The sequence below is a fragment of the Nonomuraea sp. NPDC049695 genome (genome assembly GCF_040674955.1).
GTDB lineage: Bacteria > Actinomycetota > Actinomycetes > Streptosporangiales > Streptosporangiaceae > Nonomuraea > Nonomuraea helvata.
In genome coordinates this window covers 45,164-64,046 of sequence record NZ_JBFANV010000023.1, presented here as the reverse complement: position 1 = coordinate 64,046, position 18,883 = coordinate 45,164, and the positions used below count along the sequence as shown (strand labels likewise).

The window sequence follows — 18,883 nt, the reverse complement described above, 5'->3', positions numbered from 1 at the left end:
CCGGCCCGGACCGAAACCCTCCGGGGTCTCCGTCCGGGCCGGGCTCACCCGTCAACATCAGGAGGCGGGATACACCTCCAGCTCCCACAACGAGTAGCCGAAACTCGTGGCGCGCTTGACGCCCTGCACGCGCAGGAACCGTGTCTGGTTCGGCTCGTCGAGCCAGAGAGTGTCGATGCCGCCGTCCCCGCCGGTGACCGTGGCCAGCGGCTGCCACGTGGCGCCGTCCGCCGAGCCCTCGATCCGGTACGCCGTGCCGTACGCGGCCTCCCAGCGCAGCGTCACCTTGGCCACGTCGACCGGTTGGGCCAGCTCCACGGCCAGCCACTCACCGTCGGTGCGCCCGGACGACCAGCGGGTGGCCGGGTCGCCGTCCACCGCGTTGGCGGCGGCGAAGGAGGTGCCGCCTTCGACTGAGGACGCGGTCACCGGCCGTTTCAGGGCGACGTCGGCGTCGCCGGCCGGACGGTGCGCGGTGACCGTCACCTGGGCCTCGACCGGCTCCGAACGGCTGGGGGTGAACGCGATCCGCAGGGTGCCCGACGCGGTCGGCGTGAACGCGATCGGCAGCGTCAGCCCTCCTCCCCGAGGCACGGTGACCTGCCGGTCCTCGGGCACCCGCCAGCCCTCCGGTCCGGTGACGCTGAGCGTCCCGGTGACGTCGGCGGCACGCTCGGAGACGAACGTGGCGCTGACCGTCGCCTCGACGCCCTTGGTGGCGTCCATGGCCACGGGGTCCGCGATCAGGGTGGCGGCGGAGCCGTCGCCGTAAACGGGGACGATCTCGGCGATCCGCGGTGGCTGTCCGCCGGTCGCCCAGACGAGGCGCACGGCGTCGGTCCGCACGTCCTCCGGGTCGAGATCCGTGTAGGGCCCGGCGAGCCGCCCGATCGCCCGCCACTGGCCGTCGGCGCGCACCTGCACCTCGGCCGATCCGGTGCCGACGACCAGGATCCGCTCGACGAGCCGCGGCCCGGACAGGGTGGCGACCAGCGCGTCGCCCCGGGCCGGCGCCGTGCCCGCCGTGTACGCGGTGCCCAGGTCGCCGTCGGCCGCCAGGTCGAGGCCGGTGCCCGCCGGGGTGCCGCTGACGGTGATCCTGGTGACCGAGTCGTCGCTCACCTGGACCGTGAACTCCCTGACCACGAGCCAGGTGCTGTTGGCGGCGGTGGCGCGGTAGCGCACGTAGCGGGCCACGGTGCCGGAGGGCGCCGCCACCTTGAGCTCGGCGGTCGTGCCCGTGGCCAGCCGCGTCCACGCGACGCCGTCACGGGAGACCTCCAGCGCTCCCGCGTGGATGTAGTCGTTCGGACTGCCCGGTTTGCCCATGAGCAGCGTGATGTCGCCGATCGCGCGGGAGGTGCCGAGGTCGACGGTGACGTGGTCGCCGGAGCCCGGTGAGCTGTTGCTCCAGTAGTACGTGCCCGGGTCGCCGTCGACCATCCGGTCGGGGGTGTTGACCTGATAGGTGCCGAGGCTGGTGGTGGCGCGCGGCCTGGTGGAGGTGACGCCGATCCAACGGTCGAGCTCGGCGAGCGCGTCGGTGACGAACCTGTCCAGCACGCCGTCGCCGACGCGCGGGGCCTGGGCGTCGTGCGGGACGCGGGTGTCCCGGATGGCGTTCGCGGCGGCGACGAGCTCGCGCGCCTGGTCGGCGGCCCGTACGGCCCTCCTGCCGTCGTCGTCCCGCACCGCTCGCAGGACGTCGAGAGCCTTCACCATGGCCTTCGACCACAACTCGGTCGCCCGCAGCCAGGACCCGGCCTCGGCGACGAACGCCCGGTCGGGCAGTCTCTCGTCGATCCGTCTGACCGCGGCGCCCAGGCGCTCGGCGTACTCTCGCAGTGTGGTCGGCCGTCCCTCGCGCCAGGCGGGCCAGAACGCGGCGACCTCGGCGGCCAGCCGGGGCGACTGCGTGCGGTGCAGGCGGCCGTCGAAGAAGTTCAGGTCGGCGAAGTCGCGCAGGGCGCGGATCAGGGCCTCGTCGCCCCCGGCCAGCTCGGTCAGCGCACGCAGCCACGACTCCTCGGCGTTGAACGCGGTGTCGTGCCAGCCGAAGTCGGCGAAGGAGTACAACGCGATCCGGCTGACGGAGGGCTGGTTCATCGGGTTGGAGATGATGCCGGCCAGGTGTTCCGACAGACCGGATTCCCGCCCGTCGTACGGGGCCAGCGGCAGCCGCCCCCCGGCGTAGTCGTTGACCGGGTAGTTGTCCCAGACCAGGATCTGGTGTCCGAAGACCTTCCTGGCCTGGGCCGCCTGCGCCTTGGTGATCTTCTCGGGCACGACGGCGGTGCCGGTCCAGTGCACGATGACGTCCTGGCTCATGAGCTCGCGCAGCGCCTTCTTGTAGGCCGTCTCGGTGACGTTGTAGTACTCGGTCGGCACCATCTGCACGGGCGCGACGTCGCCCTTGCCCGCCGCCCACGCCTGCGCGGCGTTGACCAGCTCACTCTGCGCCCTGCCGGCCGTCGCCCCGCCCGGCGCGCCGTACGTCGAGCGGTCGCCGTCGCAGTTCCACCGCCCCGAGTCGATGTCGTCCAGGGCGACGGTGAACGACCGCCCGCCGAGCGCGTACAGCGCGTCGAACTTGGCCAGCAGCGCCGTCACGTCGCTCGGCGAGCTGTAGCAGACGGACAGCCCCGGCGAGACGGCGAACGTGAAGTCGACGTGACCCGCCTGCGCGCGCCTGATGAGCTCGCCGAGCTGGGCCAGCTTCTCCGGCGGGTACGGTTCGCGCCACCGGTCACGGTGATAAGGGTCGTCCTTGGGCGCGTACTCGTAGGTGTTCATCTTGTGCGCGGCGAGGTAGTCGAGGTGGGCCAGGCGCTCCTCGTGGGTCCACGGTGTGCCGTAGAAGCCTTCGACGGAGCCCCGGTAGCGCATGCCGGGCCAGTCGCGAACCTCGATGCCGGGCACCCGGTCGTTGCCGGGGTGTTCGCGGACGAGCTGCTGGAAGGTCAGCGCGGCGTAGTAGGTGCCGTCGGCGTCGACGCCGTCGAGCACGACGTGCTTGCGGCCGCTCGCGTCGCGGCCCGCCGCCAGCACGTACCCTTCGGCGGGCAGTCCGGTGGCGTCCTCGACACCCAGGCGGCCGAGCGCGGTGGCGCCGTCGCCGAGCCAGACGGTGACGGGAGTGCGGGGATCGGTCTCGTAGGTGGCGCGGACCTGCTTGACACCGGCCCGGGCCAGGGTGCGGCGGACCACGGCTTCTGCCGAGGGGTCGCTCTGTCTGGTACGGACCAGCCCGACCACAGGGGTAAGGGGGAAACCGTCGTCGCGGCCCTCCACCTGCTGGGCGGGCGGGTTGATGGGGGCGGTGGCCGCCTGCGCGGATGGGCTGGTCAGGATGAGGAGAGGGAGCGAGAGCGTCGTCGCGATCGCGCCGGCTAACAGGCGGCTGAGGGGCAAGCGTCCTCCTGAGAGAATCGGAGCCAAGACCCGAAACCCTGCTAAAAGAGGGCCGAATCGCCCACATTCGATCATTTGCCCCTTCCACTGGTCAATACCAGTACCCACGGCGCGCACTTCTGGTCCAGACCGGTACGTGATCCCGTGCCGGACGAGACACCAAGGACGTCACCTACGAAGGGAACCAGCCGCGTCTGTGCCTGTGGGTGCAGAGCTGTCTGATCGGGAGGTCATGCGTGCTCGGGGTGGCGCTGCCGTACGGGCGTGACCAGCGCGATCAGCGCCAGGAGCAGGCAGGCCGCGCCGGCGAAGACGAACACCGTGGTAGCGCTGTACTGCGCGGTGGCCCAGCCGAGGGCGGCCGCGCCCACCGGCCCGAGCGAGAAGTGGATCGTCCAGAACGCCGACGTCACCCGGCCCAGCAGGCGAGAGGGTGTCACCTGCTGCCGCAGCGACATGGAGCAGATGCCGGCCAGACTGACGCAGGCCAGATAGAGCGCCATGATGGCGGCCACACCCCACACGGAGCGGGCGAGCCCGAGGCCCAGGATGGCCAGCCCCGATACGACCTGCGCCCCGATCCAGAGTGGCCCGAAGCCGAGGATGCGCCGCATTCGGGCCACCAGCATCGAGCCGACCATCGTGCCGGCCGCCCCGATTCCCAGCACGACACCCACCACGGAATCGGCCTGGCCGAGGTCGTGCTTGAGCCGGTAGATCACGATGTCGGTCAGCCCGAGCGTCATGAAGATGAAGAACGACAGCAGGACGGTCAGGGTCCGCAGCACCGGATGCCGGAACAGAAACTCCGCCCCGGCCAGCAACTCCCGCCACGGCCGTCGGTTGGGAGCGGGCTCCACCGGCTCGATGGTCTCGACGGCGTACCGGGAGGCGCGGGTCAGCAGGACGCCGGCCGCGGACAGGCCGAAGCTGGCGGCGTTGATGGTGATCGCGGCGGTCGGGCCCAGGTGGCCGGTCACCACCCCGGCGAGGGTGGGGCCGAGGATGCCGGCCGCCGCGGCTGTGGCGTACAGCATGCCGTTGGCCTCGGTGACGCGTTTCTCGCCGGCCAGACCGCGGACTGCGGCCACGTAGGTGACCTGGAAGACCATGCCCACGGCCGCAGCCATCGGCAGCACCGCGTACAGCAGCCAGACGTGCTGACCGAAGGCCCAGGCCACCGGGATCGTCACGTACAGGACAAGCCGGATGAGGTCGCAGAGGATGAGCAGCCGACGCCGGTCGAGCCGGTCGGCGAGCACCCCTGCGAAGACCCCCGCCGCCACCGACGCCGCCCCCGACACGCCGGTGAGCAGACCCATCTGGGCGACGGAGCCGGTGACGTTCAGGACCAGGAGGGGCACCGCGATGAGCGCGAACGAGTCGCCCGCCACGGAGAGTGTCTGCGCACACCAGAAGATCAGGAAATCCCGGTCGCGCCACAGCGAGCCGGTGACTGGTCGCGTGTCAGACTTCATCGGTCACGGTCGAACGGGGGATGGCTGGGGCTGATCGGTACGCGCCGATCCGGGGGAGATCACGCGGGGAAGACTATCCTTCCCGGTCCGGACCACGCCGCTCCTCCGCCACCGGGCGTCCGAGCAGCCTGTCGATGCTGCGGCGTTCGCGTTTGGTGGGACGGCCCGCGCCGCGAGCCCGGACGGCCACCGTCACGGCCTCCTCGCGGGGAGGGGGCGGAGGGCTCTTGTCGACGTAGCACTCGGCGGCCACGGCGGCGCCGACGCGCTTGGTGATGACGCGGGAGACGACCACGATGCGTTCGCGCCCCTCGTGCCGGAGCCGGACCTCATCGCCGACCCGTACGGCGTGCGCGGGCTTGACCCGCACCCCGTTGACCCGGACGTGACCGCCCCGGCAGGCGTCGGACGCGATCGAACGAGTCCTGGTGAGCCGCACCGACCAGATCCAACTGTCCACGCGCACACTCAGCTGCTCACCTGCCACCCCGACACTGTAGTCAGTGCGACGTGTCGTCGACGCGTACAGGCTGCTGGAAGTTGCTGAGAAGATTGAAGTGCTCCCTCGACTCCGCCGGGATCGGGCCGATCTCCACCGGGGCGGAGGGAGAGGTCAGGCTGACGCGGTAGAGCTTGGCCGTGGCGGGGTCCTCGTTCTCATCGGCCGCGATGATCAGGGAGCGGCGGTCCCGGGAGATTGCCATCGTCGTGATCGTCGTCTCGGTCTTGGGGGCGATCTCGTTCTTCACCTTGACCTCGGTGTGCTGGACGTAATCGATGTCGTCCCGGGCGAGCCTGGGGTTGACCTGCGCGGTGTAGAGGTCGTTGCTTCCGCCTGAGCAGAGCAGGTCGGTGGCGTTGAGCCAGGCGAGCGGGTGGCAGTCGCGCAGGCCGCCGTCGCGCACGACGATCTTCATGCCGAACGGCAGCCAGGGCGGAGCGTCCTCGTAGCGGTCGACCGTGTTCGCGAGGATCTCCAGCTCGGCCCCTTGGATCCGATTCCACCCCACGGCCACCCCGCTGGGGTTGGCCGCGAACCTCCCGGAGGGATGGATGGTGCCCGGGCAGAGAACGGCGACCGAGCCTACGACGCGGTAGAAGGTGTCCTCGTGCCTGTTGTTGAAGCAGGCCAGGCTGACCTTGCGTGGAGTCAGCCGGCCGTCCGGGTCCGCCGAGAAGTACTGCTCGGAGTCGCGCAGGAACCAGAACGACCCGTCGGGTGCGAATCCGGGGTTCTCGTCGGAGAAGGTCTCCTTGACGTATCCCTTCTTGTTCGACCGGTCGGTGAGGTCCACGAACGTCCCGGTGCCGAGGTCGAGCCACCCGACGTGCGTCGGGTCGCCGCTGGACGGGAAGTCCACCTGGACGGCGATCCGGCGGCCGTCCGGTGAGATCGGGCTGACGCCGGGATCGCTCTTGTCGCCGCAGATGCTGCTGACGACGGCCTTCTCCCCGCCCGCCTTCGCGGCGATCTCGGTCAGGAGCGGCGCGAGTGTCACGCTGGAGAAGCCGGCGACAGGGGTACGGAAGGCGTCGTCGTAGGCCGTGGCCCGCCACCCGTCGTCATTCCGCGAGCAGGCGACCGGCCCTTGGGCGGCGAGCACGGCCGGAAGGCTCTTCGCCGCCTCGGCCAGGGCCGCCTTCCTGGCGTCCGGTGTGACGGAGACGCGCGGGCTGGGCTGTGACAGAGCGACGGGGGCGGGGGCCGCCGAACAGCCGGTGGCCACCAGGAGGATCGCGACGGCCGTCGCCGCCCAGCCACCTCTACGGGAACGCATCCAAGATCTCCTTCGCGCGCCTTCAATGATGATCCGTAAAAGAGTGAATACCATTAACCATGTATCGACCATTCACCGCAAGTCGCCGGAGCCGCCAGGACCAGAGAAGATGGTCGGGTGACAGCGTTGACGCGACGGGAACGACTGCGGGCCGAGCTCGAACGTGACGCCAAGGTCGTCGCCCGCAGGATCGCCGCGGAGGAGGGCATCGAGGGCCTCACCCTCGCCGCCGTGGCCCGCGGCGTCGGCGTGACGCCCCCGGCCCTCTACCGCTACTTCAACGGCAGGGCGGGCCTCGTACGCGCCATCTACGACGACATCACCGCGGAATTCATCGACACCGTGGGCCAGGCCGTGCGACGCCAGGACCCTGACGACCTCAGCGCCCAGCTGCACGCCGGCACCCAGGCCGTGCTCGACTGGTCGGTGGCCAACAAGGTCGAGTTCGACCTGCTCATGGGCGCCGGCTACGCCAAGGTCGCCCAGTCCGAGCAGGGCATCCCGGTGGTCATCGCGCGCGAGCTGGGCGGCCTGTTCGGGCGGCTGTTCGCCCGTCTGTGGGACGAGAGGGGGCTGGTCTGCCCGGCGGACGAGGAGATCGACCCCGTGCTGGCAGCACAGTTGCGCACCTACCGCGCGGAAGTCGGCCTGGAGTTCCCCATCGGCGTGGCGTTCCTCATGGTCGTCTGCTGGCGGCAGATCTACGGGCTGGTCTGCATGGCCGTCTACGGGCACCACGGATTCGCCTTCGACGACCCGCAGCCGCTGTTCGAGCAGATGATCGACGACCTGCTCGGCCTCCTCGGCCTCACGCGGAGCCCCAACCTGCGGCTGTCGTGAACGACGATCGCGGTGGTCGGCCTCCGCCGTCAACCCGTACTCGACCGTGACGCAGCACTTCTGGGTCGCCGTGGTCCGCCAGGGCCGCGCCGTGTACGCCGTCCAGCTCCTCGACTACCGGAACGGCGACCCGCAGCTCATGCCCTTCGACGGCACCATCGCCAAGATCAAGGCCAAGCTGGCCGCGTACTACCCCTGATGACGCCCGGGGCGACCGCCGCCACGAGCACGGCGGCGGTCGCCGTTGCGGTGCTGTCCTGCCCGAGGCGCTGGTGCCGGCCGGTGGGCCGGAAACCGGCTTGATCGGATCTGCGGCCGATGCAACCATCCTTGGATGAACGAACAGGAGCTGCAGCAGATCGAGGCGAACGTCAGCCTCGCCATCGACCGGCTCGGGCCGGTGAGCGACGTGGACTTCGGGCTCAACGAGGAGTCGGTCGAGTGGGTGGACGGCTTCATCGAGCGCCAGCGTGCGCGGCCCGACTTCGATCTGGAGCAGATCGGCGGCCTGGTCGGCGTGCTCGGCTCGTTCCTCGGCGCATGCATCGTCGCCGCTACGGGTGGCAGCTGGCGCAGGTCGGAGGAGGACGGGTGGGGCGTGCTCCTTCCGGACGGCAGTGTGGCCTTCCCGTTCGTGAAAGTGCGTAAGCAGTTCCGTGACGGGGCGGACGAAGGCGAGTCGATCGCCGGTTTCTACCGGGTCGCGGTCGGTTTCATCGCCACCGGGAAGCTGCGGGAGGCACGTGAGGCAGGTGAGGCGCGTGGGTGAGTCGCCGGTCCGCAGATGACGTGATCCGGCCGGCGCCCCCCGGCGTCGGCTGGTTATTTCTTCCGGACTATTGACGTAATTCACGCAACTTGGGCAGACTCTCCGCAATGCCGCCGGCTACCAGGAGTGAGTTCGGCCGGCGCCGACGTTGGAGAGTGTGCTGATGACCAGTTCCGATAGCGGGTTTCCCATGGGCCGACGCTCCTTGCTGACCGGGGCGGCCGGCCTGTTAGGAGTGGCGGCACTGCCCGCGACCGCTGCGCAGGCGGCCCCGGCGACAGAGGCGGCATCGATGCGGCGGTACCCGTCGAACTGGCCCGAGCTCGAGCCCTACGGCCTCGCCGACACCCGGCAGGACCTGTGGCCGCGCAAGGACAACTCCTTCATCCTCCCGCTCGAGCTGCGCCCCCGTGACAAGGAGCTCGGCCGGGTCTGGATGCGCGACACCTACGTCAACTGCTTCGTCGTCGACGGCCGCCCGGTCTACGTCGCCACGGGCACCACCCGGGTGCCCGGGCTGAACGCGGCCGGCCCGTGGAACGACGGCATCTTCATGTGGGTGTCCCACTCCATGCGGGGGCCGTGGAGGCTGGTCGACACCACCGGCATCCGGCCCGGCGCCGAGAAGGGCAAGGTGTGGTCGCCCGAGTTCGCCGGCGAGAACCGGCCAGGACGCATGGTCGTCGCTCCGTGGCAGGAGTACTGGTACGACGACCGGTTCGGCAAGCGGGGCCAGGCCTGGGCCCCGGAGGTGCACTACTTCCGCGGCACCTGGTACATCGTGGCGTGCATGGGCGACCACTCCCGGAAGGTCGGTTCGTTCATGCTCGTGAGCGAGGGCGGCCTCGAGGGCCCGTACCGGCTCGTCGAGGGCAACGCCGACAAACCCTTCGGTGACTCCTTCATCGGCGGCCCCAACTTCATCGAGCCCGGCGCCTACCACCACATCGACGGCAGTTTCTACGCCGAGGGCGACGACGCGTGGCTCGTGCTGCACAACCACCTGTACGCGAAGTTCCGGGACGACATGGAGGACATCGTCCCGACGACCAACCTCCCGACATTCCAGCAGATGCCCTACTCGCCCGAGCCGTACCTCGAAGGCGCGTACGTGTTCAAGCACGGGGGCAAGTACTACCTCCTCCAGGCCGCGTGGAACCGGACATCGGCCGATCCCGGCGGCGGCACGCGGTACGCCTACGACCCGCCCGGCCCCGGCCGCACGCAGTACCAGTACGACGCGGTCGTCGCCGTCTCGGACCACTTCGAGGGACCGTACTCCGAGCGGTGGACCGCGGGCGTCGGCGCGGGCCACAACAACTTCTTCGCGGACCACAGCGGCCACCTGTGGGCGACGTTCTTCCGCAACCCCGCTTCCGGCTACTGGGCCGACCCGTCGCGCGTCGCCGACGCCGCCGTGCCCGGTGTCGTGCGGCTGGAATGGACCGGCCCGGAGGGCGATCGCCTGTACGTCCAGCGCCGCAATCCGGCGATCGCATCAGGATAGGCGCAGCCGCCCCTCCGGAGCCGGAATCCAGATGAGTTCAGGCTGCTCCGAACAGTACAGTGAAGGCCGTGACAGCGACGTGTACGGCGCCGCCCTGATGGCCGTGAGCATGCATGACGTGGCCCGTGCCGCCGGAGTCTCCCAGCGCACGGTCTCCAATGTCGTCAACAACTACGAGTACGTCCGCCCGGAGACGCGCCAGCGCGTGCTCGACGCCATGGCGGCGCTCGGTTATGTCCCCAACGCGGCGGCCCGGAGCCTGCGGGCCGCCCGTACGGGGCTCATCGCGCTCGTCGTCCCCGACTTCAGGGCACGTCACTTCGCCGACCTCGCGGGCCCGGTGGTCCGCGAGGCCGAGGCGCTCGGATACACGGTGCTGATCGAGCTGACGGAAGGGGACCGGGCCCGTGAGCTGAAGGTGCTGACGGGCGACCGCAACCAGCTGACCGACGGCGCGATCATGGTGGCCTTGTCGCTCCGGCCGGACGACGGGCAGCGCCGCCGCGCGGACTATCCGATCGTGCTGGTGGGGGACGAGGTGCTCGAGGGCCAGGTCCCGCACGTCGGCATCCCCAACCGGGAGGCCTCCCTGGCGGTGGTACGCCATCTGGCGGGTACGGGCAGGCGGCGGCTGATGCTGCTCGGCTACGCGCCCGCCGGGGCCCAGACGGCACGGGCGCGGCTGCAGGGCTTTCTCGAAGGGCTGGAGGAGGCGGGGCTGACGGCGTACGAGGAGTTGCTGGTCGAGGCCGGCTGGAACCGCGAGGACGGCCGGCGGGCGATCGAGGAGCACCTGGACGCCGGACGGCCGATGCCGGACGCGATCTTCGCGATGAACGACTCCCTCGCCCTCGGCGCGCTCCGGGCGCTGTACGACCGGGGCGTCCAGGTGCCGCAGGAGGTCGCGCTGGTGGGCTACGACGACGCCGAGGAGGCACGCTACTCGACGCCGTCGCTGACCACCGTCGCCCAGAACGTCGAAGCGCTGGCCAGGAACGCCGTCGCGATGCTCCACGAGCAGATCACCGGCAAGCCCAGCGGGCGCGAGCCGCGCATCGTCGTGGACTTCCAGCTGAAGGTGCGCGAGTCGAGTCAGTGAGGCGGGAGCGCGTCGAACGTCTCGTGGAACGAGCGCCCCGGTCCTTGAAGTAGCCGGCCTCCCGGACCGTGCGCGCCTCCGAGCCCGCGGCGGCAGGCCGGCGACGGAGCCGGCGTGGACGGGGATGCCGCCGAGCGACTCGGCGGAGGACGGCCGCCATGCGGAGACGTCGCTGATGTGGATCGGCACGTCCGCACCCAGGCTCAGGCGGGCCATGGCCAGGAGTCCGACGCCGACCGGGCACGCGCCCGTGATCAGGAGCGAGCCGATGTCGGGGTGGACGCTCAGCGCCCTGTTCAGCGCGGCGCCGCTGGTGCCCATGACGTCCAGGAGCATCGTGGCCAGAGCGAAGGGAAGGTCGTCCCCGATCGGGAAGAACATCCGCTCCTCGACGACCTCCAGCGGGCCGAGACCGCCGTCGCGGTCGAAGCCCATGTCTCCGGCCTTGCCCAGGCAGAGCTTGGTCGCGCCCGCGCGGCAGCTGCGGCATCGCGCAGTAGGCCATGAGGTAGATCACCCCGCGGGCTGCTCCACCCGGCCCGTGCCGGCGAGGAACGGAGCAGCCGTGGTGGTCACTGGCCGCCGAGCCCGGTGGTGGCGATGCCCTTGATGATCTGCCGCTGGAAGAACAGGAAGACGACGATCAGGGGCAGCGCGGCCAGGACGGCGCTCGCCATGTTCTGGGCGAAGGCGAGGCCGTAGCCGGTCATGACGGTCTGCAGCCCGACGGGCAGGGTCATGAGATCGGGGTCGTTGGTCACGATGTACGGCCACAGGAAGTTGTTCCACGCGCCCACGAACGTGAAGATCGCCACCGCCGCGATGATCGGCCGCGACAGCGGCAGCACGATCCGCAGGAAGATGCGGAACGACCCCGCACCGTCCACCCGCGCGGCGTCCTCCAGCTCGCGGGGGATGCTGTCGAAGAACCGCTTCAGGATGAACACCATCACCGGCGCGACCACCTGGGGAAGGATGATCCCCCAGTAGGTGTCGACCATGTCGAAGGCGAGCATCTCGTCGAAGAGGGGGACGATGAAGATCGTCCCGGGGATCATGATGGAGGCGACCGTGAGGGCCAGCAGCGGCTTGCGTCCGGTGAACTCCAGCCGCGAGAACGCGTAGCCCGCCAGCGTGGAGATCACCAGCGTCAGGATCGTGACGCCGGCCGCCACGACGAGGCTGTTGACCATCCACGTGGGGATGTCGCCCGTCCGGAAGATGTGCGCATAGACGTCCCAGGTGTACCCGCCCTCGGGCAGGACCGTGACGGGGGACGCGCTCGCGTCCGCCTCGGACTTGAGCGAGGTGTTCAGCGCCCACAGGAACGGCGCCAGCATGAGGAGGCTGAACAGGGCCAGGACCGCGAACGCGACGACTCTGGCGGGCTTCATGACGACCTCCGGGCGAACTTCAGCTGCAGCAGCGACAGGACCAGGATGATGGCGAAGAAGACGTACGAGATCGCCGAGGCGTAGCCGAGCCGGTAACCCGTGAAGCCGCTGTCGAAGACGTACATGAGGATCGAGCGGGTGGAGTCGTCCGGGCCGCCGGCCGTCATCTGGTAGATCTGGTCGAACACCTTGAGCGAGGCCAGGATCTGCAGGACGAGGATGAGCACGGTGGTGTTCCGCAGCAGGGGCAGCGTGATCGAGAACAGCTGCCGCCACTTGCCCGCCCCGTCGATCGAGGCGGCCTCGTAGACCGTGCCGGGGATGTTCTGCAGCGCGGCCAGATAGAGGAGGAAGTTGAACCCGAGCGTCCACCACGTGGTGGTGACCGCGATGGCCGGCATGGCGAGGTCCGGGTCCTGCAGCCACTTCTGGCCCTCGGCCCCGAAGGCGCCCAGGACGGCGTTGATCAGCCCGAGCTCGGGGTTGTAGAGCCACTTCCAGAACAGGCTGACCACGGTCGAGGCGAGCAGGTACGGCAGGAAGAACGACATGCGCCAGACCCACTGCCCCGGCAGCCCCATGTTGACCAGCAGTGCCGCCACGAGGGCCAGCACGACCAGCGGGACCGTGGTGAGCAGGGTGAACAGCAGCGTGTTGCCGAACGTCGTCCACACCATCGGGTCGGTGAGGGCCTCGGCGTAGTTGGCGAGTCCGACCATCTTGGGCTCGGCGCCGGCGGCCAGGTCGCGGTCGGTGAGGCTCATCCAGAGCCCGTAGACCGTGGGCCAGAGGAGGAAGAGCGCGAACGACACGAAGAACGGCAGCACGTAGAGGAGCCCGATCCGGCTCCTGCGCACCCGTGACCGGGTCGTCAGCGCCGGGGTCGCGGCGCCCTTCGCGAGAGTGGCCGAGGTCATCGCTTCACCGCCTTGGACATGAGGACATTGACGCGCTCGGCGAAGTCGGCGATCGCGTCCTTGACCGAGGTCTGGCCGATCAGCGCGTTCTGGATCACGCCGCCGAACTGGGTCATGAAGTTCGAGCCTGAGCCGGTGAACGAGGACGGCGGATCGTAGTGGAGGTACGTCGCTGTGACCGCGTAGTCGCTGTTCGGCCGCAGCGCCTTGAACTCCGGGGTGTTGACGACGGGCTGGTAGGCGGGCGTGTGCCCGGCCCTGCCCCAGGGCAACGAGTTCTTGAGGATCTTCGAGACCGCCTCGTAGGCCAGCTCGCGCCGCCCCTCGTCCGGGTGCGACTGGTGGGGCAGGACGAACGTGTGCGAGTCACCCCAGTTCGCGTCGATGCCCGTGCCGAACAGGTTCGGGATCGGCATGGCGCCCAGGGGCAGCTTCGCGTCCTGGAACTGGGGGAGCTCCCAGACGCCCGAGAAGACCAGGCCGACGTCGCCGTTGAGGAACGCCGAGGTGGCCGTGGCGTACTCGGCGCTGGGGGAGGCGACCTCGCCGTCGACCAGGCGGCGCATCGTCTCGACCGACTCGCCGAACGCCTCGGCGTCATAGACGAACGTGTCGCCTGACAGGTCGAACGTGGCGCCGTGCTGGCTGTAGAAGGTCCAGAACAGCCGCCACAGCTGGGCGCCGTCGCCGAGGAAGCCGTACGCGAGACCGTACTGCTTGCCGGTGGCCTTCTTGAACTCCGTGCCGAGGCGCTTCATGTCGTCCAGGCTCTTGACCTCGGGCAGTTTCCCGCCGGAGTCGAGCAGCCCGGCCTTCTGGGCCAGCTCGGTGTTGAAGAAGGCGACGAACGTGTGCGAGTCGAGGGCCAGGGCGTAGACCTTGCCGTTCACGATCGAGCTCTTCCACGCCGGGGCCGTGAACGTCGACCGGTCGACGCCGTAGCGGGCGAGCCGGTCAAGGTCCCACGGGTCGAGCAGGCCGCCCGGGGCGTACCCGGCCAGGCGCGACATGTGAACGATGCCGAGATCGGGGGCGCGGCCGCCCGCCGCCGACATCGCGAGCTTGGTGTAGTAGGGGGCGCCCCACGCCAGGACGACCTGCTTGATGCGGGCCTGGGGCATGTCCGCGTCGGCCTTGGTCACGATCTCGTTCATGCGTTCGCCGTCGCCGCCGGTGAGGAGATGCCAGAACTCGATCTCCTGCGTACTTCGCCTGGCGGGTCCCGTACCGCAGCCGGCCAGCAGGGCGGACACCGCCGCGGCCTGCAACGCCCTGCGGCGGGAGAGGGGGGAAGTGGGCCACTTGCTCATACGTGGTTCCTCGCAGAGGGTCCGGCCTGCCCTCACAACGCGGGGTAGCCGGATGTTGACTCCGATTGGAGGGAGTGTGGCACACTCTGCTACGTAGCAAAAGGTCTTGACTTGCACATATCTGAAGGGTGTCCGATGCCGCGTTCCGCTCCCCACGACGTCCCCCGTGCGGAATATCCCCGCCCCCAGATGGTCCGCCAGGACTGGCTCACCCTCAACGGGCCGTGGCAGTTCGAGATCGACGCCGGCGACTCCGGCCTGGAGCGTGGCCTGCGCGAACGCGAGCTCTCCGGGACGATCACCGTGCCCTTCGCGCCGGAGTCGGAGCTGTCCGGCCTCGCGCACACCGACTTCATGGCGGCGGTGTGGTACCGCCGCACGGTGACGATCCCGGCCGCGTGGGCGGGCCGCCGGACGCTGCTGCACTTCGGCGCCGTCGACCACGACGCCACGGTGTGGGTGAACGGCGTCGAGGTGGCCCGCCACCGCGGCGGCTTCTCCCCGTTCACGGCCGACCTGTCAGCCGTGGCGCGCCCGGGTGAGGACGCCACGATCGTGGTACGGGCCCGCGACCCCAGGCAGGGGCCTCAGGCGCGGGGCAAGCAGTCCACCAAGTACCAGAACTACGAGTGCCTCTACACCCGTACGACGGGGATCTGGCAGTCGGTGTGGCTGGAGCCCGTCCCCGACGTGCACCTGCGCCGCCCGCGGATCACGCCTGATGTCGCGACCTCCTCCTTCACCGTCGTCGTCCCCCTGTCCGGCAACCGTCCCGGCAGCTCGGTCCGCGTCACGGTCTCCGACGGTGACGGTGTCGTCGCCACCGCGAGCGCCCGCGCCGATGCGGACCTGGCCCCGTCCGTACGCCTGGAGCTGCCGTCCGACCGGGTACGCCTGTGGGAGGCGGGCGACGGCTTCCTCTATGACGTCAAGGTGGAGCTGCTCGACGCCGAGGGCGCCGTCGCGGACGCCGTGGACAGCTACGCCGGGCTGCGCTCGATCGCGATCGACGGCAAGCGCGTGCTCATCAACGGCCGCCCGGTCTTCCAGCGGCTCGTCCTGGACCAGGGCTACTACCCGGACGGCCTCATGACGGCGCCCACCGACACCGCGCTGGCGCGCGACATCGAGCTGTCGCTGGCCGCGGGCTTCAACGGCGCGCGCCTGCACCAGAAGGTGTTCGAGGAGCGCTTCCTCTACCACGCCGACCGGCTGGGCTACCTGGTGTGGGGCGAGTTCGGCGACTGGGGCGCCTTCGCCGGGCACGAGCAGCAGCCGACCGCCTCCTTCATCACGCAGTGGCTGGAGGTCCTGGAACGGGACGTCTCGCACCCGTCGATCGTCGGCTGGTGCCCGCTCAACGAGACCACCCAGGTGATCCACGACCACGTCACCCAGCTCGACGACGTCACCCGCGGCATGTTCCTGGCCACGAAGCTCGCCGACCCCACCCGCCCGGTGATCGACGCCTCCGGTTACAGCCACCGCGTGCCGGAGACGGATGTCTTCGACTCGCACAACTATGAGCAGGAGCCCAGCGCGTTCGCCGGTCAGCTGAGCGGGCTGGGCAAGGACGAGCCCTTCGTCAACGACGCGGCCGGGCGGCCCATCTCCGTCCCCTACCGCGGCCAGCCGTACTTCGTCAGCGAGTACGGCGGCATCTGGTGGAACCCCGAGCTCGCCGGGACCGACCAGGACGCGGACCGGGAGAGCTCCTGGGGCTACGGCCAGCGCGTACGGAGCGAGGAGGAGTTCCACGCCCGCTTCGCCGGCCTGACCGAGGCGCTGCTGGACGACCAGGACATGTTCGGGTACTGCTACACGCAGCTGACCGACGTGTTCCAGGAGGAGAACGGCATCTACCGCTTCGACCGGTCGACCAAGCTCGACGTCGAGCGCGTCCGCGCGGTCCAGTCACGGCGGGCCGCCTCCGAAGGGTGATCTCATGGCTGCCGAAGGTCCCCAGGGGATCATGCCCGCAGGAGCGCACCCGAGGACAGTCCGTTCCTGAGCGAGTTCGCGGCGCGTTCGAGAGCCGCGGCTCGCTGAAATTACAGAAGGTTGCCATTCGGCCGCACACCGTTACGATCGCGATAGGACCACCCGTCCCTTCCCCCGATCATGGAGTGCCGCATGGAACGAACGGTTCTGGCCGCCGTCACCGAACGCCCCGACGCCGATTCGGCGCTCGCCGAGCAGCTCCGCCGCGTGTGCGCGGCGATGGACGAGCTCGGGCTCCAGGTGCGCTGGACCCATCGGGCCGAGGACGCCCTGGCGGTGATCGGGTCGGACGCGTCGCTGACGGCGGTGCTGGCGGCGTGGGAGGCGCCGGGGGCCGAGAAGCTGCTGGGCGCGGTGGCCAGGCGGTTCCGCGGCCTGCCCGTCTTCCTGATGACCCAGGAGCAGGAGCTTCCGCTCTGGGTGTACGAGGTCATCCAGGGCTACGTCTTCCCGCTGGAGGACACCCCGCGCTTCATCGCCGGGCGCATCGCCTACGCGGCCGACCAGTACGCCGAGAAGATCCTCCCGCCGTTCTTCGGCGCGCTGCGGCGCCTTGAGGACCACCACCGCTACTCCTGGCACACGCCGGCGCACGCCGGAGGCGTGGCGTTCCTCAAGTCGCCGGTGGGGCGGGCGTTCTTCGACTTCTACGGCGAACGCCTGCTGCGCACCGACCTGTCCATCTCCGTCACCGAGCTCGGATCGCCGCTCGACCACACCGGCCCGATCGGGGAGGCCGAGCGCAACGCCGCCCGGGTCTTCGGCGCCGACCGCACGTTCTTCGTGGTCAACGGCAACTCCACCGCCAACCGCATCGTCGGCCACCACGCGATCGCCCGTGACGACACCGTGCTGGTGGACCGCAACTGCCACAAGTCGGTCCAGCACGCGCTGGCCATCAGCGGCGCCCGCCCGGTCTACCTCGTGCCCGAGCGCAACGGGCTCGGGCTGGCGGGCCCGGTCCCGCCGGTCGCGCTGGAGGTGGAGGCGGTCCGTGAGCGGGTGGCCGGTCATCTGCTCGCGACGGGCGGGCCGTCGTACGCGGTGATCACGAATTCCACCTACGACGGGGTGTGCTACGACGCGGTGCGGGTCGGCGAGCTGCTGGGCGCCAGCGTGCCGCGGCTGCACTTCGACGAGGCGTGGTTCGCCTACGCCCGGTTCCACCCGCTCTACGCCGGCCGGTACGGCATGGCGATCGACGAGAGCACGCTGCCCGGCCCCGATCGCCCCACCGTGTTCGCCACCCAGTCGACGCACAAGCTGCTGGCCGCGCTGTCGCAGGCGGCGATGCTGCACGTCCGCCCCGCGGAGCGGGCGCCGGTCGACTACGACGCGTTCAACGAGACCTATCTCATGCACGCCTCCACGTCGCCGCTCTACCCGATGATCGCCTCGCTGGACGTCGCGGCGGCGATGATGGACGGCCCGTCGGGGCCGTTCCTCACCGGGGAGGCGATCGTCGAGGCGGTCAGGTTCCGGCAGGCGATGGTGCGTCTGGCCGCCCGCATCGGCGAGGACGGCCGGCGGCCCGGCTGGTTCTTCGGCGTCTGGCAGCCTCCTGCGGTCACCGACCCGCGCACCGGCCAGACCGTCTCGTTCGCCGACGCCGACCCGGCGCTGCTGTCCGCCGAGCCCCGGTGCTGGACGCTGGAGGCGGGGGCCGCGTGGCACGGGTTCGACGGGATGTCCGAGGGCTACTGCCTGCTCGACCCGGTCAAGGTGACGATCACCTGTCCGGGCGCCGACGCCGCCACGGGCACGCTCGACTGGGGCATCCCGGCCCGCGTCGTGGCCGCCTACCTGGAGCGGCGCGGCATCGTGGTGGAGAAGACCGGCGACCACACGTTGCTGGTGCTGTTCTCCATGGGGATCACCAAGGGCAAGTGGGGCACGCTGATCGACGCGCTCACCGACTTCAAGAACGCCTACGACGACGACCTGCCGCTGGCGGAGGTGCTGCCCGGCTTCGGGCCGCCCGCGATCTCGTTGCAGAAGTTCTGCACGCTGGCCCACGAGCGACTGCGTGACTCCGAGGTCGGGAAGCTGCTCGACCAGGTCTTCACCACGCTGCCCGAGCCGGTGTCGACCCCCGCCGACTGCTACCAGGCCATGATCCGGGCCCGCACCGAGCGCGTTCCGCTGGCCGGGCTGCCGGGCCGGGTCGCCGCGGCCACGGTGGTGGTCACCCCGCCCGGCATCCCCATGCTGATGCCCGGCGAGGCGACCGGCCCGCACGACGGCGCGCTGATGACCTACCTGCGGGCCCTGGAGGACTTCGACCGGGCCTTCCCCGACCTGGCCACCGACATCCACGGCGCCCACCGTGACGGCGACGGCCGCTACTGGGTGGAGGTCCTCAAGAACTGACCACGCGCG

Annotated in this window: 15 protein-coding genes; 8 read left to right on the top strand and 7 right to left on the bottom strand. The window is 70.2% G+C overall.

Annotated elements, in window-relative coordinates; translation table 11 throughout:
* Positions 1 to 57: 57 nt before the first annotated feature.
* The 4 genes from AB0J64_RS21535 to AB0J64_RS21520 form a co-directional block, all read right to left on the bottom strand.
* On the bottom strand, positions 58 to 3,411 hold the full coding sequence (locus AB0J64_RS21535) for a beta-N-acetylglucosaminidase domain-containing protein (protein ID WP_364029290.1): 3,354 nt from the start codon (positions 3,409 to 3,411) through the stop codon (positions 58 to 60).
* Between the two features lie 230 nt (positions 3,412 to 3,641).
* Positions 3,642 to 4,889, bottom strand: coding sequence for an MFS transporter (locus AB0J64_RS21530; protein WP_364029288.1), 1,248 nt, complete (start codon positions 4,887 to 4,889; stop codon positions 3,642 to 3,644).
* A gap of 73 nt (positions 4,890 to 4,962) precedes the next feature.
* Positions 4,963 to 5,376: an RNA-binding S4 domain-containing protein gene (locus AB0J64_RS21525; protein WP_364029286.1), complete on the bottom strand. Its 414-nt coding sequence runs from the start codon at positions 5,374 to 5,376 to the stop codon at positions 4,963 to 4,965.
* A gap of 13 nt (positions 5,377 to 5,389) precedes the next feature.
* A complete protein-coding gene (locus tag AB0J64_RS21520) occupies positions 5,390 to 6,667 on the bottom strand; it encodes a hypothetical protein (RefSeq protein WP_364029284.1) in 1,278 nt (425 codons plus the stop codon).
* Positions 6,668 to 6,784: 117 nt separating this feature from the next.
* Between AB0J64_RS21520 and AB0J64_RS21515 the strand changes: the two genes are divergently transcribed.
* The 6 genes from AB0J64_RS21515 (at position 6,785) to AB0J64_RS21490 (ending at position 11,389) form a co-directional block, all read left to right on the top strand.
* Complete coding sequence (locus AB0J64_RS21515) at positions 6,785 to 7,507, top strand: TetR/AcrR family transcriptional regulator (protein WP_364029282.1); 723 nt, start codon at positions 6,785 to 6,787, stop codon at positions 7,505 to 7,507.
* Positions 7,508 to 7,553: 46 nt separating this feature from the next.
* Complete coding sequence (locus AB0J64_RS21510; protein ID WP_364029280.1) at positions 7,554 to 7,706, top strand: hypothetical protein; 153 nt, start codon at positions 7,554 to 7,556, stop codon at positions 7,704 to 7,706.
* A 135-nt stretch (positions 7,707 to 7,841) separates the two neighbouring features.
* Positions 7,842 to 8,276: a hypothetical protein gene (locus AB0J64_RS21505; RefSeq protein WP_364029278.1), complete on the top strand. Its 435-nt coding sequence runs from the start codon at positions 7,842 to 7,844 to the stop codon at positions 8,274 to 8,276.
* 163 nt (positions 8,277 to 8,439) lie between these two features.
* A complete protein-coding gene (locus AB0J64_RS21500; RefSeq protein WP_364029276.1) occupies positions 8,440 to 9,783 on the top strand; it encodes a family 43 glycosylhydrolase in 1,344 nt (447 codons plus the stop codon).
* A 109-nt stretch (positions 9,784 to 9,892) separates the two neighbouring features.
* Entirely contained in the window at positions 9,893 to 10,882 is a 990-nt protein-coding gene (locus tag AB0J64_RS21495) for a LacI family DNA-binding transcriptional regulator (RefSeq protein ID WP_364029380.1), read from the top strand.
* A 114-nt stretch (positions 10,883 to 10,996) separates the two neighbouring features.
* Positions 10,997 to 11,389: a hypothetical protein gene (locus tag AB0J64_RS21490; RefSeq protein ID WP_364029274.1), complete on the top strand. Its 393-nt coding sequence runs from the start codon at positions 10,997 to 10,999 to the stop codon at positions 11,387 to 11,389.
* A gap of 65 nt (positions 11,390 to 11,454) precedes the next feature.
* Here AB0J64_RS21490 and AB0J64_RS21485 read toward each other — a convergent pair whose 3' ends face one another.
* The 3 genes from AB0J64_RS21485 to AB0J64_RS21475 are packed head-to-tail and all read right to left on the bottom strand — an operon-like array spanning position 11,455 to position 14,503.
* On the bottom strand, positions 11,455 to 12,276 hold the full coding sequence (locus tag AB0J64_RS21485) for a carbohydrate ABC transporter permease (protein ID WP_364029272.1): 822 nt from the start codon (positions 12,274 to 12,276) through the stop codon (positions 11,455 to 11,457).
* The gene (locus AB0J64_RS21480; protein WP_364029270.1) at positions 12,273 to 13,193 is read right to left on the bottom strand and encodes a sugar ABC transporter permease; all 921 of its coding nucleotides are present in this window, start codon (positions 13,191 to 13,193) and stop codon (positions 12,273 to 12,275) included. The genes AB0J64_RS21485 and AB0J64_RS21480 overlap by 4 nt, the downstream gene beginning before the upstream one ends.
* A complete protein-coding gene (locus AB0J64_RS21475; protein ID WP_364029268.1) occupies positions 13,190 to 14,503 on the bottom strand; it encodes an extracellular solute-binding protein in 1,314 nt (437 codons plus the stop codon). The genes AB0J64_RS21480 and AB0J64_RS21475 overlap by 4 nt, the downstream gene beginning before the upstream one ends.
* Before the next feature lie 135 nt (positions 14,504 to 14,638).
* Here AB0J64_RS21475 and AB0J64_RS21470 point away from each other — a divergent pair, with 135 nt between their 5' ends.
* Both AB0J64_RS21470 and AB0J64_RS21465 read left to right on the top strand, forming a co-directional pair.
* Positions 14,639 to 16,444: a sugar-binding domain-containing protein gene (locus AB0J64_RS21470; RefSeq protein WP_364029266.1), complete on the top strand. Its 1,806-nt coding sequence runs from the start codon at positions 14,639 to 14,641 to the stop codon at positions 16,442 to 16,444.
* A 192-nt stretch (positions 16,445 to 16,636) separates the two neighbouring features.
* Positions 16,637 to 18,874, top strand: coding sequence for an Orn/Lys/Arg decarboxylase N-terminal domain-containing protein (locus tag AB0J64_RS21465; protein ID WP_364029264.1), 2,238 nt, complete (start codon positions 16,637 to 16,639; stop codon positions 18,872 to 18,874).
* Positions 18,875 to 18,883 lie beyond the last annotated feature (9 nt).

Excerpts from the sequence above, each read along its gene's own strand:
- AB0J64_RS21480 (WP_364029270.1), bottom strand. The coding sequence starts at position 13,193 with ATGACCTCGGCCACTCTCGCGAAGGGCGCCGCGACCCCGGCGCTGACG.
- AB0J64_RS21520 (WP_364029284.1), bottom strand. The coding sequence starts at position 6,667 with ATGCGTTCCCGTAGAGGTGGCTGGGCGGCGACGGCCGTCGCGATCCTC.
- AB0J64_RS21500 (WP_364029276.1), top strand. The coding sequence starts at position 8,440 with ATGACCAGTTCCGATAGCGGGTTTCCCATGGGCCGACGCTCCTTGCTG.
- AB0J64_RS21470 (WP_364029266.1), top strand. The coding sequence starts at position 14,639 with ATGCCGCGTTCCGCTCCCCACGACGTCCCCCGTGCGGAATATCCCCGC.
- AB0J64_RS21505 (WP_364029278.1), top strand. The coding sequence starts at position 7,842 with ATGAACGAACAGGAGCTGCAGCAGATCGAGGCGAACGTCAGCCTCGCC.
- AB0J64_RS21485 (WP_364029272.1), bottom strand. The coding sequence starts at position 12,276 with ATGAAGCCCGCCAGAGTCGTCGCGTTCGCGGTCCTGGCCCTGTTCAGC.
- AB0J64_RS21530 (WP_364029288.1), bottom strand. The coding sequence starts at position 4,889 with ATGAAGTCTGACACGCGACCAGTCACCGGCTCGCTGTGGCGCGACCGG.
- AB0J64_RS21495 (WP_364029380.1), top strand. The coding sequence starts at position 9,893 with ATGCATGACGTGGCCCGTGCCGCCGGAGTCTCCCAGCGCACGGTCTCC.
- AB0J64_RS21475 (WP_364029268.1), bottom strand. The coding sequence starts at position 14,503 with ATGAGCAAGTGGCCCACTTCCCCCCTCTCCCGCCGCAGGGCGTTGCAG.
- AB0J64_RS21465 (WP_364029264.1), top strand. The coding sequence starts at position 16,637 with ATGGAACGAACGGTTCTGGCCGCCGTCACCGAACGCCCCGACGCCGAT.